The sequence below is a fragment of the Streptomyces sp. A5-4 genome (assembly GCF_051131715.1).
GTDB lineage: Bacteria > Actinomycetota > Actinomycetes > Streptomycetales > Streptomycetaceae > Streptomyces.
This window is the reverse complement of record NZ_CP178591.1, coordinates 3,193,336-3,208,147: the sequence shown is the minus strand read 5'-3', so window position 1 is coordinate 3,208,147 and position 14,812 is coordinate 3,193,336. Positions and strand designations below refer to the sequence as shown.

Annotated in this window: 10 protein-coding genes; 3 read left to right on the top strand and 7 right to left on the bottom strand. The window is 71.6% G+C overall.

Annotated features, from left to right (window positions below):
* Positions 1-155: 155 nt before the first annotated feature.
* Complete coding sequence (locus tag ACLLJJ_RS14710) at positions 156-1,016, bottom strand: helix-turn-helix domain-containing protein (RefSeq protein WP_434590929.1); 861 nt, start codon at positions 1,014-1,016, stop codon at positions 156-158.
* Between the two features lie 277 nt (positions 1,017-1,293).
* Positions 1,294-2,028: a GOLPH3/VPS74 family protein gene (locus ACLLJJ_RS14705; protein WP_434590926.1), complete on the bottom strand. Its 735-nt coding sequence runs from the start codon at positions 2,026-2,028 to the stop codon at positions 1,294-1,296.
* 346 nt (positions 2,029-2,374) lie between these two features.
* On the opposite strand from ACLLJJ_RS14705, the gene ACLLJJ_RS14700 reads away from it, so the two are divergent.
* Both ACLLJJ_RS14700 and ACLLJJ_RS14695 read left to right on the top strand, forming a co-directional pair.
* Positions 2,375-4,867: a serine hydrolase gene (locus ACLLJJ_RS14700; protein ID WP_434590923.1), complete on the top strand. Its 2,493-nt coding sequence runs from the start codon at positions 2,375-2,377 to the stop codon at positions 4,865-4,867.
* Between the two features lie 167 nt (positions 4,868-5,034).
* Positions 5,035-6,507: a glycosyltransferase family 39 protein gene (locus ACLLJJ_RS14695; RefSeq protein ID WP_434590921.1), complete on the top strand. Its 1,473-nt coding sequence runs from the start codon at positions 5,035-5,037 to the stop codon at positions 6,505-6,507.
* 82 nt (positions 6,508-6,589) lie between these two features.
* Here ACLLJJ_RS14695 and ACLLJJ_RS14690 read toward each other — a convergent pair whose 3' ends face one another.
* From ACLLJJ_RS14690 to ACLLJJ_RS14670, 5 genes are read right to left on the bottom strand one after another with little or no spacing between them, the layout of a single operon-like run.
* Positions 6,590-7,855 (bottom strand): hypothetical protein, encoded by a 1,266-nt coding sequence (locus ACLLJJ_RS14690; RefSeq protein ID WP_434590918.1) that lies wholly within the window; start codon positions 7,853-7,855, stop codon positions 6,590-6,592.
* Positions 7,852-8,913 carry a hypothetical protein gene (locus ACLLJJ_RS14685; RefSeq protein WP_434590915.1) on the bottom strand — a complete coding sequence of 354 codons (1,062 nt, stop codon included), beginning with the start codon at positions 8,911-8,913 and terminating at the stop codon, positions 7,852-7,854. The genes ACLLJJ_RS14690 and ACLLJJ_RS14685 overlap by 4 nt, the downstream gene beginning before the upstream one ends.
* Positions 8,910-10,349: a VWA domain-containing protein gene (locus ACLLJJ_RS14680; RefSeq protein WP_434590912.1), complete on the bottom strand. Its 1,440-nt coding sequence runs from the start codon at positions 10,347-10,349 to the stop codon at positions 8,910-8,912. The genes ACLLJJ_RS14685 and ACLLJJ_RS14680 overlap by 4 nt, the downstream gene beginning before the upstream one ends.
* Positions 10,298-12,655 (bottom strand): tetratricopeptide repeat protein, encoded by a 2,358-nt coding sequence (locus ACLLJJ_RS14675; protein WP_434590910.1) that lies wholly within the window; start codon positions 12,653-12,655, stop codon positions 10,298-10,300. Before ACLLJJ_RS14675 ends, ACLLJJ_RS14680 begins: the two co-directional genes overlap by 52 nt.
* Positions 12,652-14,385 carry a S1 family peptidase gene (locus ACLLJJ_RS14670; RefSeq protein ID WP_434590907.1) on the bottom strand — a complete coding sequence of 578 codons (1,734 nt, stop codon included), beginning with the start codon at positions 14,383-14,385 and terminating at the stop codon, positions 12,652-12,654. The genes ACLLJJ_RS14675 and ACLLJJ_RS14670 overlap by 4 nt, the downstream gene beginning before the upstream one ends.
* Before the next feature lie 66 nt (positions 14,386-14,451).
* On the opposite strand from ACLLJJ_RS14670, the gene ACLLJJ_RS14665 reads away from it, so the two are divergent.
* Complete coding sequence (locus ACLLJJ_RS14665; protein WP_434590904.1) at positions 14,452-14,796, top strand: trypco2 family protein; 345 nt, start codon at positions 14,452-14,454, stop codon at positions 14,794-14,796.
* The last annotated feature ends 16 nt before the right edge of the window (positions 14,797-14,812 follow it).

The following is a 14,812-nucleotide window of genomic DNA, read 5'->3' as shown; positions in this document are numbered from 1 at the left end:
CGCCCAGCCGCTGAGGGTCAGCGGCTCTACGGGCGACGCTACGCCGCAACATCACTGGAGGTAGGCGACGTTCACCCGTCCGGATGGCATATCCCCTTGAGATCTTCTCCGCGGAGGGGTCGCAGGTGTAGGGTGCGCGACCCAACGAATTCGTTCTATCGCGAGGTGGTATTTCCCGCGACCTTGAGAATGAACTCGCGAGATTGCTCGGCACTGAGCGCCTTGGCGCGCAGGTGCTCGTACATCACGCTGTAGCTCTGCACGTCGGCTGTCTTCTCGAGGTACAGGTCGCTGGTAACACCCTCCAGGTAGACAACGCTGGCATCCATGGTCTCCTGGAACTCAAGGATGGCGAACTTTCCGTACATGCCGGGATGTGCCCCGACGTCGTACGGCAGGACTTGCAGAGTGACGTGCGGCTGTTCGCTCAACTCGGCGAGGTGGTTGAGCTGATCAGCCATGACCTGGTGGTTCCCGACAACGCGTCGCAGCAGTGCCTCGTCGATCACTGCCCAGAACCGGAGGGGATTCGCCGGGTCGGTGAGGCGGTCCTGGCGCTTGAGGCGGATCTGAATGCGTTTGTCGATCTCGTTCTGTGTGGCCTCGGGCCACATCCCTTCGATTACCGCTTGCGCGTACTCCCGCGTCTGCAGCAGGCCGGGAACAATCAACGATTCGTACACGCGCAGTGAGGCCGCGTCCGTCTCCAGGCCGATGTAGACGCTGTACGGGATGTCGCCGAAGGCGTGCCACCAGCCCTGCTGGCGGGAGTCCTTGGCCATTTGCATCAGCGAGTCGACGATCCGGTGGTCCTCGACGTCGTACACACCGCAGAGATCGCGTACGTCGCGCTGGCTGATGGAACGCCGGCCGTTCTCCAGGCGGCTGATCTTCGACTGGGACACGAGCAGGCGCTCGGCCACTTCCTCGGCCGTCATGCCCTTGAGTTCGCGCAGCCGGCGCAACTCCTGGCCCAATCGACGTCGCCTGACAGTGGGGTTGACGTTGGCCGCCACGGAAACTGCACCTCCGGCTGAGTGCGCTTGTGCGTTTGTCCTGCTTGCACGCTCTAATGCTCAGCAGACTGCCACCATTGTTCCTGGCCGCGCTGGAAAATGGCCACACGCGGTGCCTACGCGAACGCGCGGGGTGGCGGCCAGGCCCTCGTCCAGACGGGCCGGTCCACTACCCCGCGCGTTTAGGTGCGGCTCCCGAACCGGGTCATGGGGACGTCGGTGCGGCGGTGGTTCATGGGTGTTGTGTGGTGGGTGTCGGGTGTTGGTTTCGCTGTCCTCAGTGGGCTGCGACGTGCGCCATGCCACCGTGGCGTGACTGTGCGTGCGGTTGCATCGGTACGGCCGGTTGTGGCCGGCCGCCCGTTGCCGGAGCACGGCGCGGCTGTGCGGCCACACCGTTCTGGACGTCCATCACGGCGTGCGCCACGAGACCGCCCATCGGGTCGTGCCTGATCAGGTCCCGGAGACGGGAGCGCGATGAACGCCCCTCGTTGCCGGGATACAGGTGCTTGCCGAGTCCGACCGCGTGGGCCAGCGCGGCAAGCGCCGCGGTCCGCGGGTCCGGCGGTACGCCGGTGCGGATCGCACTGTCCAGCCGAGACCTGATCTCCCGGCTGATCGCTGACTGCGTCGCCTGGTAGCGAGTCGTCGGCAGCACTCCGCACATCTGTCCCGCCACGGCATGCACCATGCCGCACCGCTCCAGATGCGAGAGGTAAGTCTGGCGAAGCCCCAGTCGGGGTCCGCCGATCCAGTGGACAGCCCGAACCGGGCTGCCACGCCTGCGCAGCAGCTCCAGTGCGGAGTCCAAGGTCGGATCTCCTGTCGGCCGTGCCATCACCACGGCGATACGATCCCCATCTGGGGCTATCCGTCCTGCCAGGGCCAGCTCTACTAGCTGGGCCCCGGCGAGGCCGAGGTCGAGCGACTGCGGCTGCGCTGTGGTACCCGTGGTCGGGTCCAGAGCGAGCAGCAAAAGCTCTTCCGGAAGTGATCTGCGGCTCTTGCCCATCCATGCCTCCCCGCGTGGATGATTGACAGGGTGACCCCTCTCACATTCATCTGTCGAGGGCGCGTGGGTGCTTTGTGATGGAACCAGAAGGTATGTCGTTCTCGTCTAGCGAGGCGGCCGGGGGTTCAGACAGGACACTGGTACATGGTTCGGACAGTGTCCGTATGCGCGGGCGCGTAATGAGGAGGCATCGGTGGCGGGCGAGTCCCCCGACAAGTCGGAGCAGCGGAAGTCGTCGGGGGAGACGGCTGGAAGCGAGCGCGACCCGAGGCTTGCAGTTTTCCGGGAACCGGCCCCTCGGCCGAAGCCGGAAGACCGCGTTGATCAGCCGACGGCGATTTTCAAGATGCCATCGATTCCCGAGGAGCCCGAGAGCTCCCCTGGCGGCGACGCACGGCTGCGAGCCGCGGTGGCGGCCTGGGTCGCCACCGCGGACGAGCCGGCCGGGCCGGACGAGCGGGTGGGTGACGTGGACGGTGACGGTGACGGTGCGGAGGCGGGTGCGGAGGCCGAGGGCGGCTCCGCGGGCGGTCGCGGGGATGCCGGTGGCGATGAGCCGCCGGCCGCCGACGCGGCCGTCGAGCCCGACGACGAGCCGGCCGATGCCGACCCGGCCCAGGTCGCGGACGTCGACTCCGGCCCGGTCGTGAGCTCGGACGTCGACGCCGACTCCGGAACCGACTTGGCCTCCGAAGCGGACTCCGACGCGGACTCGGAGGTCGCGTCGGAGGCAGTGCCGGATGCGGATGCCGGTGCCGGTGCCGACGCGGATGCGGACGGAGCACCGAAGACGGACGGCGACGGGACGGCTGGTCCTGGCGCGGGTCCGGACGCCGAACAGGCCGGTAACGACGTTGCCGATGGCCCCGATGGCCCCGATGGCCCCGAGGGTGCCGCCGGCGCCGCCGAGGGCGACCCCGGGAGCAGCCCGGCGGCTGCCGATGCCGACGGGCCGAAGGCCGCCGCTGTGACGGCCGCCGGGACGGCTGTTGAGCCCAACGGGTCCGGTGGGTCCGGTGAGTCGGCCGGTGCCGACTCGGCCCCGGTCGCCGAGGGCGAGGGCGGCCGGGCTGCGGCCGACGCCGACGCGCCGTCCGACGCGCCGTCCGGCTCGGGTGCCGACGCGACTCCGGATCCCGAAGCCGAAGCCGACGAAGCGCCGAAGGCCGGTTCGGACTCCGGTGCCGGATCCGAGCGCCCCGAGCCGGGCGTGGATCAGCACACCGCCGTGTTCCGGGCCGTGCGGCCGGGCAGGACGGTGGATCAGCCGACCACCTCGCTGACCGTCAGGCCCGCCGCGCCCGTGGAGCCGCCGGAGTCCGCCGTCGAGCGCACCAGCACCTTCGTACCGCTGAGGCCCGATGGCGTACGACCGGCTCCGGTGAGGAAGCCCGAGCAGAAGCCGGCGGGGTCCGCCCCGGCGGCCCCCTCGGCTCGGCCCGCGCCTCCGGCGGCTCCGCCCGCGCGACCCGCCTCCGTGCCCGTCGCAGCCGCGCCCGCCGCGTCCCAGGCGATCCCGGAGGCCGAGCGGACCCGGCAGCAGCCGATGCCGCCCAGGCCGCCGCTCGACATGCTCGCCGAGCTCACGAACAAGCCCGCGCCGCCGGAGACGCCGACGCGGACCGCTGTGCGGCGGGTCAAGATCTGGACGCCGCTGCTGCTGCTCGTCGTGGTTCTCTTTGCGGTCGCACAGTTCCTGCGACCGCTGCCCGCACCCGCGCTCGCACTGACCGCGGACCCGTCGTACACCTTCAAGGGCGGCTCGCTCGACATGCCGTGGCCCGAGACCGGCCAGTCGGCCGTCGAGGTGCAGGGCGTCGGGAGCATTGGTACGCACGGGGCGCAGGAATCCTCCCCGATCGCCAGTGTCGCCAAGGTCATGACGGCGTACGTGATCCTCAAGGAGCACCCGCTCAAGGGCAGGGAAGTCGGCCCGAAGATCACGGTGGACGCGCTCGCCGAGGAGCAGTCGAAGTCCCCCGACGAGTCCACCGCTTCGATCAAGGAAGGCCAGGAGTTCACCGAGAAGCAGATGCTTCAGTTGCTCATGATCCCTTCCGGGAACAACGCGGCGCGGCTGCTGGCCCGCTGGGACGCCAAGTCGGAGGACGCGTTCGTCAAGAAGATGAACGACGCCGCCAAGGACCTCGGCATGAAGAACTCGACGTACACCGACCCGAGCGGCTTCGAGAAGACGACGGTGAGCACCGCGACCGACCAGCTGAAGCTGGCCAAGGCGGTCATGCAGTACGACGTGTTCCGCGGCATCGTCGATCTGCCCGAGGTCGAGATCCCCGGCATCGACGGCAAGATCTACAACAACAACAACATCCTGCTGAATCCGGGCGTGAGCGGCATCAAGACCGGCTCCACGACCCCGGCGGGCGGCAATCTCGTCTGGGCCGCCGACACGATCATCGACGGCAAGAAGCGCCGGATCGTCGGCGCGGTCATGGGCCAGCAGACCGAGGGCACCCTCGACGCCAAGCTCCAACTGGCGCTCACCAACAGCCTGAAGCTGATCCAGGCCGCCCAGCGGGACGTCACCTCGGCCACGGTCGTGAAGAAGGGCGACGTCGTCGGGTACATCGACGACGGGCTCGGCGGCCGGACGCCGGTCGTCGCGACCAAGGACCTGAAGGCGGTCGGCTGGCCGGGGCTCAAGGTGGAACTGGCCATCTCCGACGGCGGGAAGACGCCGCCGCACGCCGCGAAGGCGGGCACAGAGGTCGGACAGCTGACCGTCGGCACCGGACCCGGCCAGGTCAAGGCGCCGGTCGCGCTCCAGAACGACCTCGTGGAGCCGGCCTTCGGCGACAAGCTGACCCGGATCGGCTGACCCGCCATGGCGACCGCGGGCCCTCGGAGCACACCGCCCCGGGGGTCCGCGCTCGTACGCTCGCCCCTTACTGTGGAGCGCCCCGCCGCACTCCATGACACGTGCGGAACCCGCGCCGCGCAGACAGCGGAAGCCGCCCCTCCCAGGAGTCCGTCATAGGTACCACGGTGAACGTCTCCGAGGCCGTCGTCGCCGAACGTCGTGTGTGGACGTCCAGGACCGTGGCGGTGATGGCGCCGCTGACGCTGACGCTCGCCCTCGGACTCTGGGGCATCAGCAGGCAGGGCAGCGTCTGGCGGGACGAGGTCGTCACGTACGACATGGCGCACCGCACGCTGCCCGAGCTGTGGCACACCCTGCAGAACTTCGACGCCGTGCACGGCCTGTACTACCTGTTCATGCACGGTCTGTTCGCCGTGTTCGGCGGGGACACGACCACCCTGCGGCTGCCGTCCGTGCTGGCGACGGCCGCCGCCGCCGCGGGGATCGGGCTGCTCGGGCACCGGTTCGCCGGGCCGCGGGCCGGCCTGTTCGCCGGGCTCGTCTTCCCGATGATCCCGGCGGTGCAGCAGTACGCGCAGGAGGGGCGCTCCTACGCGCTGGTGTGCGCGATGGTCACCTGGGCCACCTATCTCCTGGTGAACGCCGCTTCGCACCCCACCCGGCGGCGCTGGATCGCCTACACGCTGGTGGCGCTCACGGCGTGCCTGCTGCACGAGTTCGCGGTACTGATGTTGACGGCGCACGGCGCGACGATGCTGCTCTCGGACGTGCCGCGCGAGGTGAAGCGGTCCTGGAGCGTGGCGGCGGCCTGCGTCGTCGCCGGGCTGGCCCCGCTCGCAGTCTTCAGCATGGGGCAGACGGAGCAGGTCCGTTGGATCATGTGGCCAGACCCCGTACAGCTGGTCAGTTTCGTGATCCTCGCCGCCGTCGGACTGCGCTGCGCGCGGGCCCCGGTGCGCGTCGGCGGCCCGATCCGGCTGCGGACGATCGCGGTGCCGCTGCTGATCCTGCCGACGGTCGCCCTGCTCCTGGCGTCCCAGCTCAAGCCGATGTACGTCGACCGGTACGTCCTGTATTACGTCATCGGGTTCGCGCTGCTCGTCGGGGCGGCGCTGGACCGGGCGTTCCGCCGCCCGCCCGAGGGGCACGCCCGGCTGCTGCGGCGCCGGATCTGGCTGCGTGCGCTGACCGTGGTGGCCGTCCTGGTGGCGGTGCTGCCGGTGGGGATGCACCTGCGGAGCCCGGAGAGCCGCGCGGACGACGCGACGGCGGTGACGCTGGCGGTGCGGGAGGCCGCGAAGCCCGGCGACGGACTGCTCTTCACGCCGGCCCGGCGGCGGGTGTGGACGCTGGCGGACCCGGCGAAGTTCCGGGCGTTCCCCGATCTGGCGCTGGCGAAGGTGGTGGACGCGTCGGACTCGCTGTACGGCGAGGAGATCTCCGCGCCCCGGATCCGGGCCCGGATGCTGGCCACCGAGCGCATCGTCGTGCTCGGTGACCCGGACGGGGATCCGGTGGACGAGACCCCGCAGGAGGTCGTCAAGCGGACGACGTTGCGGGACCACTTCGAGCAGTGCGGCAGCCGGGACGTCACCGGGGCGCGCGTCATGATTTACGCGCGGCCGGGGCACTGCTGAGGGGTGCGGGCGCGCGGCGGTGCGGGTGCGTGCGGCGCGTGGGTGCGGGCGCCCTGCGGGTGCGGGACAGCCCCGCGCCGGTTCACAGCGCCGCGCATACCGACGGGACATGGGGCGCCGCCCGTTCGTGCCGGCGTTCCCGCTCCAGCTCCAGCTGCTCCAGCAGGCCGCCAAGCGGCGACGCCCGGTCCCTCGGATCGTCCAGGTAGTCCAAGTACTCCAGCACCGCCCGGTGGAACGCACCCACCAGATTCGGCGGCATCGCGTCCGACGCGTCCACGCACAGTTGTGTCGCCCCGCGCAGCGTCCGGCCGACCGCCTGGTTGCCCCACTCTTCGAGGTAGGTCCCGGCGGAGGCGGGGAAGAACGGCCGGTTGCGCTCGCCGGTCTTGTCCGGCCAGGCCGTACGGGCGTCCTTCCCGGTGAGGAAGGTGAGCAGTTCCCGCGCCCCCGCGCTGTCGCGGAACATCGCGGCCATGTCCCCGGCCACCTCGTACGCGCCTCTGTCGTTGGCGAGTTCCGCGACGGCGTCTGCGGTGGGGGTGAAGCGGACCTCCGGGCCGTACAGGCGGCGGATGAAGCTGCCCTGGTGCTCGCGCGCGCAGCCGCCGGCGGCCGGTGGCTTCAGCAGGCCCTTGCGGTCGTTGGCCTCGAAGTAGTTGGACAGCGCGGCATCGGCCTGGCCACTACCGCCCGCGGTGATGATCCGGCCCCAGGTCTCCCAGGCGCGGCGTACGGCCGGGGCCTGCCAGGACAGGGCGCCCGTCGCCCAGACCTCGTACACATGGGGGCCCGACTGCTGGAGCAGGATGTCCTCGATCCAGTCACTGCCGGGCCAGCCCGAGGTCCCGCCGGAGCCCATGCCCAGACACCAGGGCCCCTTTCCCGCGGGGCGCTTCGGGTAGTGCCACACGATGCTCTTGAGGTCGACCTTGACCGGGGTCCAGTAGGTGTCCGTGCGGCCGTCGATGCGGAGCCCGGGAGACCAGGGTGCGGCGGAGCGCTCCCGTAACTCCCTTGGCAGGGGCACCAGTTCGCCGTCGTACGCGTACTCGGTGAGCTCGCCGAGGCTCGGCAGGATGGCGATGTCGGGCGGCGAGCCGGCCTGCACCTGGGCGAAGAGGGTCTCGCGGCGCGAGGTGGTGCCCTGGTAGTCGACGCTGATGTGGTACTCCGAGCGGAACAGGTCGAGCACCTTCTCGAAGCTTTCCTCCTCGTCGCCCGACCAGGGGCCGAGGATGTGGATCGTCGGTGCGGTCTCCTTCGTGCAGGCGGCCGACGACAGGCCGAGACCGGCCAGCAGCGACCCGGCGAGGGCGAGGCGCACCCAGCGCCCGGGACCGTTCATCGGCGGCCACCTCCCGGCTTGCGCGGATACGTGTACTCGGCGAGATGGGACCGGAGTGTCCACAGGACGACCCCCGCCATCAGGACGCCCGCGAGCGGGACGAACAGGGTGACCCGCGCCCACTCCCCGGCGTTGCCCCGGGCCAAGGTCTCGTGCATGTCGCTCTCCACCTCGTCGATCGTGTCCTGGGCCGTCGGACGCCCGGCGGGCTCCAGCCGGGCGGCGATGTCCCGGACCTCGGCCTGACAGTCGTGTGCCTGCCAGGTGCCGTAGGCGAGCACCGGCAGCGCGGCCAGCAGCAGCGTCACCGCCGCCAGCGGGATGCTCAGCCGCAGCCGGAAGCGCCGCCGCAGGAAGAACTGGATGCCCACCAGCCGTACGCCGAGCAGCAGACAACTCAGCGCGGCGACCGGCCAGGTCAGCCGTGGCGCGATCCCCCACTCCTGCTGCCGGTCCAGCGCGGCGCCCTGCTTGCTCTGGAGGTCGGCGAGCCGCCTCAGCACGCCGGACGGCTTCTCGTACATCATCGTCGTCGCGTAACCGAGGTTCGCGCGGCTCAACTTCGGTCTGTCGTACTGCTTCCACGCCCCGTCGATGCGCTTGACGTAGCCGTCGACGAGCCCGGACACGATGCGCAGCGACTGCCGGTCCTCGCGGTTCAGGGCGTTGGTCCGGTCCGCCCGGTCCAGGCTCTGGCGGGCCTCGGTGAGCAGGCTCGTGTACTCCTCGCCGAAGCTCAGGATGTCGGGTCGGTCCGGGTGCTGCGTCAGGTTCGCGAGGTGTTGGGCGGCCGTCGCGTGCGCCAGCCGCAGGGCGGTGTGCGCCCTGGCCAGTTCGACGACGGCAGGCCCGGTGCGGTCGCTGATCGCCGCGGTGTCGCGGTGCACCTCGTGGTAGGCGCTGAACAGCGCGGAGACGGCCAGCGCGGTCAGGGCCAGCAGCCACACCAGCTGGCGGCGCAGATAGCCGGCGGTACTGGCGCTGTCGACGCCGGTGGCCGAGCGCCAGAACCGCAGGAGCGACCGCCCAAGAGCCCGGCGGGTCGATTGCCGGATCAACTGGGCTCCCGCGGGGACTTGTCCGGCGGCAGGAGCGTGCTGTGGGCGCGCAGCACCATGGCCGAGTTGATGTCCAGGGGCCTGATGTCGGGGCGGATCTCCACCTCGCCGCGCTCCGCGTCGATGATCCGTACGACATCGGCGAGGCGTTGCAGCATGGGCTGGTTGCCCATGGCGTGGGCGCGGCGCACGGCCTCGCCCCAGGCGCGGCGCGCGCGTGCCGGGTCACCGGCGCGGTGGGCGGCGCGGCCCTCTTCGAGGCCGCGGACGAGGGCGTCGTGATGGGCGTAGTGCAGCACCTTGGGGTTGTACTGGCTGTAGAGGTCGTGCCGGCGCGTCCACCGGACCAGGAGCGGTCGCGCGGACGGCAGTTGGAGCCCGTCACCGGGGTCCGGGTCGCGCACCACCTTGACGTCGGCCAACCACAGGGCCCGGTCGACGGGCTCCTCGGGCGTACGGGAGGCCGCGACGCACAGGAGGTACTCGCGGGTCTCGGCGCGCCACGGCGGCGTACGGAACTCCCAACACCGCTCGCCCGCCGCCGTACCGCCCGCGAGGAGGTCGCGGCGCGTGGGGTGGACCTGCTGGACGGTCAGCGGGGCGCTGCCCGCGCGGTGGGTGATGCGCAGCCGCAGGCCGGTGACGCGGCGGGCCGCCGACTCGGCGGTGACGGCGAGGAATTCGCCTGGCAGGGCGTCGAGATCGCGTACCGCGTCGGCCTTGCCGTCCAGGCTCTCGGAGACCAGCTGGAGCTCGTCGGGGTCCCAGTCCTCGCCCATGCCACGGGTGTCGCACGTGAACAGCCCCGCGCAGGCGGCGAGTTCGGCTTCGAGCGTCTGGTGCCTCTCGTGCTCGTTGCGGCCGTCGCTGAGCATCAGGGTGTGCCGGACCGCGGTCTCGGGCCCGTTGCCGAACAGCTCGCGGGCCAGGGCGAGCCAGCTGCCGATGGCCGTGCCGCCGCCGGGCACCAGCCGGCCGACCGCGTCCCTGGCCTGCTGCCGGGTGGCGGCGGAGGCGAGCGCGAGCGTGGCGGGCCCGGCGGACTCCGGCGGGTACAGCAACTCCGCGGTATGGCGCCCGGCGACAATCGCGAAGTGGGTCCCGTCGGGCAGCGCGTCGACGGCCGCCGCCACCGCGTCCTGGGCGGCCCAGAGCTTGTCGCGCGGATAGCCCATCGACGCCGAGCAGTCGAGGAGGAACACCTCGGCCCTGGCCGGGGGTACGGACACCTGGGCAGCCAAGTGGGCGGTGGCAACGCCCCCTTGAGCTCTTCCTTGCGCGTGCGCCGTCCGGACCTTCGCCGGTCCCACGGTCACCGTCACCACCGCGCACACGCGGGTGCCGCCCTCGGCGCCGCGGTCCGCCGACACGTCGGGCTGCTGGCTCACTTCGAGGGAGACAGCGCCCGGCGGATCTTCTGTGTCGTCCTGAGCCATGTGTGCTCCTTGTGCGTCCACCGCAGGGGGCGGATCTCATTGGCCAGATCGAGGAGTGCCCCGTGCGTCCTCGCGTCGTCGGCCTGCTCGGAGAGGGACCGGTACGACTCCTCCAGGCGTCTGCGCAACCGGTCCTCGGTGAGTTCCCGGTCCTGTATCCGCTCTCTCAGCTCGGCGAGCCGCTGCTCCTGTCTCCGGCCGTCGTCGCCCCCGCCGCCCGGTTCGCAGAGCCAGTCGAGGACGACCTCCCGGATGTGTGTCTCCAGGCGCAGCACGGCGTGCCGGTCGGTCAGCCCTTCCTCCTCGTGCAGCCGCAGGACCTGGGCGAGCGCGGTGGTGATGGACTCCAGCGGCGGTGGGGTGTTCTCCGGTCCGCGTAGGCCCGCCATGATGCGGACGATCGCGGTCCGCGCGGCGGTGCGATGCCGTGAGTCCTTCGGTACGTGGTTGAGGATGGTCAGGGCCTTGTCCCGTTCGTCGCGGGCCAGGTGTATGCGGGCGAGGCCGAACGCGGCGCTGCCCATCGAGTGGTTGCGCAGCCACACCGCCTCGTAGAAGCGCATCGCGCGGTCCGTGTCGCCCAGTTGCTCGTGGCAGTAGCCGAGGGCGAGCTTGGGGCCGTACTCACCGGGCAGCGCGCTGTAGACCGCGTCGAACTCCGTGCGGGCATCGGTGACCCGGCCCGCGGCGAGGTGCAGCAGGCCGCCGTGCCAGTTGAGCCGCCAGTCGTGACGGGCCATGGGGCCGAGCAGGGTGCGGGCGCGTTCGAGCTCGGTGCGGGCCGCTTCGCGGTGGCCCGTTCCGGGTGCGGCTTCCGCGGGGGGCCCCGGCCGGCGCCGGGACTGCTGGGGGTCCCGCGTGGCGCGGCGGGCGAGGTCGAGGTGCAAACGGCAGCGCAGCAGGTGCAGTTCGGTGGATGGCGTCCAGTCGGCGAGCAGCTGCAGCAGGCCCGGAGCGTCGTGCGCGGTCCGCGCCAGGGAGTGCGCGTGCGGATCGTCCGGATCCGTCCTGGGCACCGGCAGGCCCACCGCGACCTCGTCGGGCGGCGGCGCCGCCGCGGTCAGCGCGAGGCGGTGTGTGCCGTACGTCCAGGACTCCAGAGCGGGGGCCTCGCCGAGCGTGCCGTCGAGCGCGGCCGGTCCCGGCTCGAACAGCCGGGACGGCTCGAAGGTCTCCTTGCCGAGCCGCAGCGAGCGCAACTCACGGATCACACCGCGCAGTTGCACCGACATCTCCTCGGCCGTCGCGAACCTGGCCCTGGGGTCGTCCGCCGTGGCCCGCCGCAACACCCGCTCCAGGGACTCCGCGCCGAGTCCGGGCGCGGGGTGGTGGGCGGCGTCGGCCAGCTCCCGCAGGGTCATGCCGACGCTGTAGAGGTCGGACTGGGGGTGTGCCCGGCCGTCCGGGGGGACCTCCGGGCCCTTGTAGAAGTCGGTGTACGGGCCGGGCGCGCCGAACTCCCGCACCCCACCGACATCGATGATTTTGATGCCGTCCCCGCAGTGGATGACGTTGTCCGGCTTCATGTCGCCGTAGATCTTGTGCTCGTGCGCATGGAGATAGCCGAGCGCGTCCAGTATCCGGATCCCGTAACTCAGCACGAACTCGTGCACCCGGGTGCCGCAGAAGGGTGCCTCGTCGCGTGCGATGCGCTCCGCGATGCGGTGCAGCGCCATCCCGCCGGCGAACTCCATCACGATGTAGTCGGTGCCCGAGGGGCGGTGGGTCGCGTAGTTGATGACGCGGATGATGTCCTTGTGGTTGAGGTCCGTGAGATGGCGCCGCTCGTGCAGCGCGACCTCACGGGCCAGTTGGCTGTGCGGATTGCGCAAACCCTTGAGCGCCACCGGGCGGTTGTACAGCTGGGCGTCCTCGGCGAGATAGACCCAGCCCAAGCCGCCGTGGGCGATGGGCCCGATCACCTGGTACTGGTCGGCGAGCACGTCGTCGGCGGACAGCTGGGGCCGCAGCGTGTACGGCGTACCGCAGCTGCACTGGCCCTCGGTGGCCACCACCCCGATCAGCTCCCCGCAGTCCGGGTTGCCGCAGCGCATGACGTGCGAGGAGGGCAGCTCGTCGACCGGCTCGACGAGCAGAGCCGGCTCGGGGACCTCGACGAGGGGCAGGTCCATCAGCCCGTCCTCGGCGCCGGATACCACGAACTGCGCCGCCCCCCAGGTGACTTCGGCGGAAGGCTCCGATGCGGCGCCCGCTCCCGCGTCCTCGTCGACGGGCAGGCCGGTGCGGTCGCAGAAGCCGGTCTCGGTGACCCGGCCGGTGCAGCCGGGGTGCGGACATGGCCTCACCGCCGCGCCTCCTCGGGCCCGCCGGGCAGCTCTTCAAGTGCCGTACGGGCGGCCCGTACGAACCGGTCGACCGCCCGCTCGGCCTCCGCCGGCTCGCAGGGGCCGCCGGTCAGCAGCCGCTGCGCCTCGCGCTGTTCCTGCGCCACCGCCTCGGAGATGCGATGGGCGGCGAGCCGGGCCCCGTACGCGTCGAGGAGTCCGCGCAGTTCCTGGTGGCGGGCGAGCTGCCGGGCGAGCGTGCGGTGGCCGGTCTCCGCCTCCAGCAGGGCGGCCTCCACCGTCCTTTCGACGTAACTCAGCTTGACGAGGAAGCTCGTGGCGCCGCGCTCGGGATCCGCGGCCAGCCGGACGGCCTTGAGCTCCAGGTCCGGTGCGTAGCGCGATACCGAAGGCAGGGGGCGCACACAGGACCGCGCGCGCCTGCGCAAGTCCCTGGCGTGCTCCTCGGTGCGGGCGAGCAGGCCGATGCGCAGGCCGATCCGCTCCAGCCGGCGCTCGGGGTGGTCGGGATCGAGGAGGAGCTCGCGGGTGCGGTCCAGGGCGGGGGAGTCGTGCCGGCGGAAGACCAGCAGCAGCCGCCCGCCGTGCCGGGCCAGCGTGTGCAGCAACTCGACGGTCTCCACCGGCCGCACGGCCTCGTCCACGCCCTCGATGACGGTGGTCAGCGGCAGGGCGTCGGCCGCTATGCGCTCCGGCACGGGCTGCGGCCCCGGCCCGTCCAGGCCCATGCCCTCCGCGATCTCGTCGGCGACCTGCGCCGGGGTCTTGCCGCGGACGTCGACGGCCAGGTCGAGGCTGCCGGCGCGCGGCACCCCGCCGTCGCCGTTGGGGGCGGGCCCGGCGACCGAGGTGCGGGGGGAGCGCTCGCGGTCGGCGAGGGTGAGGGTGGTGTGCAGGGCGAGTGCCGCGTCCTTGTCGGCCTCCCGTACGAACGCGATCTCGACGTCGGCCATGGTCTCGTCGCCCGCCAGCCAGCGGGTCAGCCAGCGCGCGAAGCCGCGGTCGGGGCCGGGGGTGGCGGGGTCGGCGGTGAGCGTGGCCGGGACGACCTGGCGGCCGGTCGCATGGCGGTCGCGGACCAGGGGGAGGTGCTTGATGACGGTGGCGGTCGGGATCATGTATCCGTGCCGGTAGTGGGCGCCGTCCCGCTCGGAGTCGAGCTTGCTGACGACGATGCCGATGACCCGGCCGGTGCGGTTGTCGACGACCCCAGCGCCGCTGAAGCGCCGCATCAGGGTGTCCGCCTCGACGATCGGGTCGATCTGCACCCATTCGTCCCCGGGTCCGCCGTTGCCCTTGATGAGCGCCTCCGACCACTTGCCGCCGGTGATGCGCGAGGGGTAACCGGCGAAGTGCACCCGGCGGTTCCAGATGGCCGGCAGCCGGTGGAGGGTGGTGGCGCTTGCGGCGTCCGGCGGTGGTCCGGCCAGCCGCAGCAGGGCGAGATCGCCGCTGTGGTCGTCGGCGCGGGGCACCCAGTGGTGCGGCTCGACGACGGCCCGCAGCCCGGTCCCGGCGGCGCCGCCGGTGCCCGGGAACTCCACGGTCACGGACGGCAGATGCTCATCGGTGCCGGGGATCCGGATGACATGCGCGCAGGTCAGCACCAGCCCGTCACCGAGCAGCACTCCGGCCCCCAGCACCTGCTTGGCGCAGGCGGCGCTGCGTAATCGAACACGCCAAGTTTCTTGATCTGTACGGAAGTTGGCCTCCGCGTGCGACTCCCCCATGCTGTACCAGCATAGTCGCGGTGGGTGACAATGGGGCCTCGGCGTCAGCGGGGGGATGTGGGCACGGTGAACACGAACGGCACTGCGGACACGGGGAACGACACGGTGGCCGGAGCGGGCCTGGCGGATGTGATCAGCCAGGTGCGTGCGGAGCTGGAGGAGGCCCAACGCCGCGGCAGCGCGAGCGGAATGCGCTTCCGGGTGCAGAAGGTGCACCTGGAATTCGCCGTGCAGGTACGCCGCGAGGGCAGCGGCAAGGGCGGCCTGCGCATCGGCGTGGTCACCGCGGAGCTGGGTGCCACGGCCTCCAAGGACACCACCCACCGCATCCAGGTCGAATTGGAACCCCGAGGACCGGGCGGCGAGGGCCCGCTCGACATGGGCGGGCCGGGGAGGGGCGAGGAGGACTGAGGCCTGGTCCGGGCCA

Coding starts and splice junctions, on each gene's coding strand:
- ACLLJJ_RS14680 (WP_434590912.1), bottom strand. CDS start 10,349: ATGGCTCAGGACGACACAGAAGATCCGCCGGGCGCTGTCTCCCTCGAA.
- ACLLJJ_RS14670 (WP_434590907.1), bottom strand. CDS start 14,385: ATGGGGGAGTCGCACGCGGAGGCCAACTTCCGTACAGATCAAGAAACT.
- ACLLJJ_RS14690 (WP_434590918.1), bottom strand. CDS start 7,855: ATGAACGGTCCCGGGCGCTGGGTGCGCCTCGCCCTCGCCGGGTCGCTG.
- ACLLJJ_RS14700 (WP_434590923.1), top strand. CDS start 2,375: ATGCCATCGATTCCCGAGGAGCCCGAGAGCTCCCCTGGCGGCGACGCA.
- ACLLJJ_RS14705 (WP_434590926.1), bottom strand. CDS start 2,028: ATGGGCAAGAGCCGCAGATCACTTCCGGAAGAGCTTTTGCTGCTCGCT.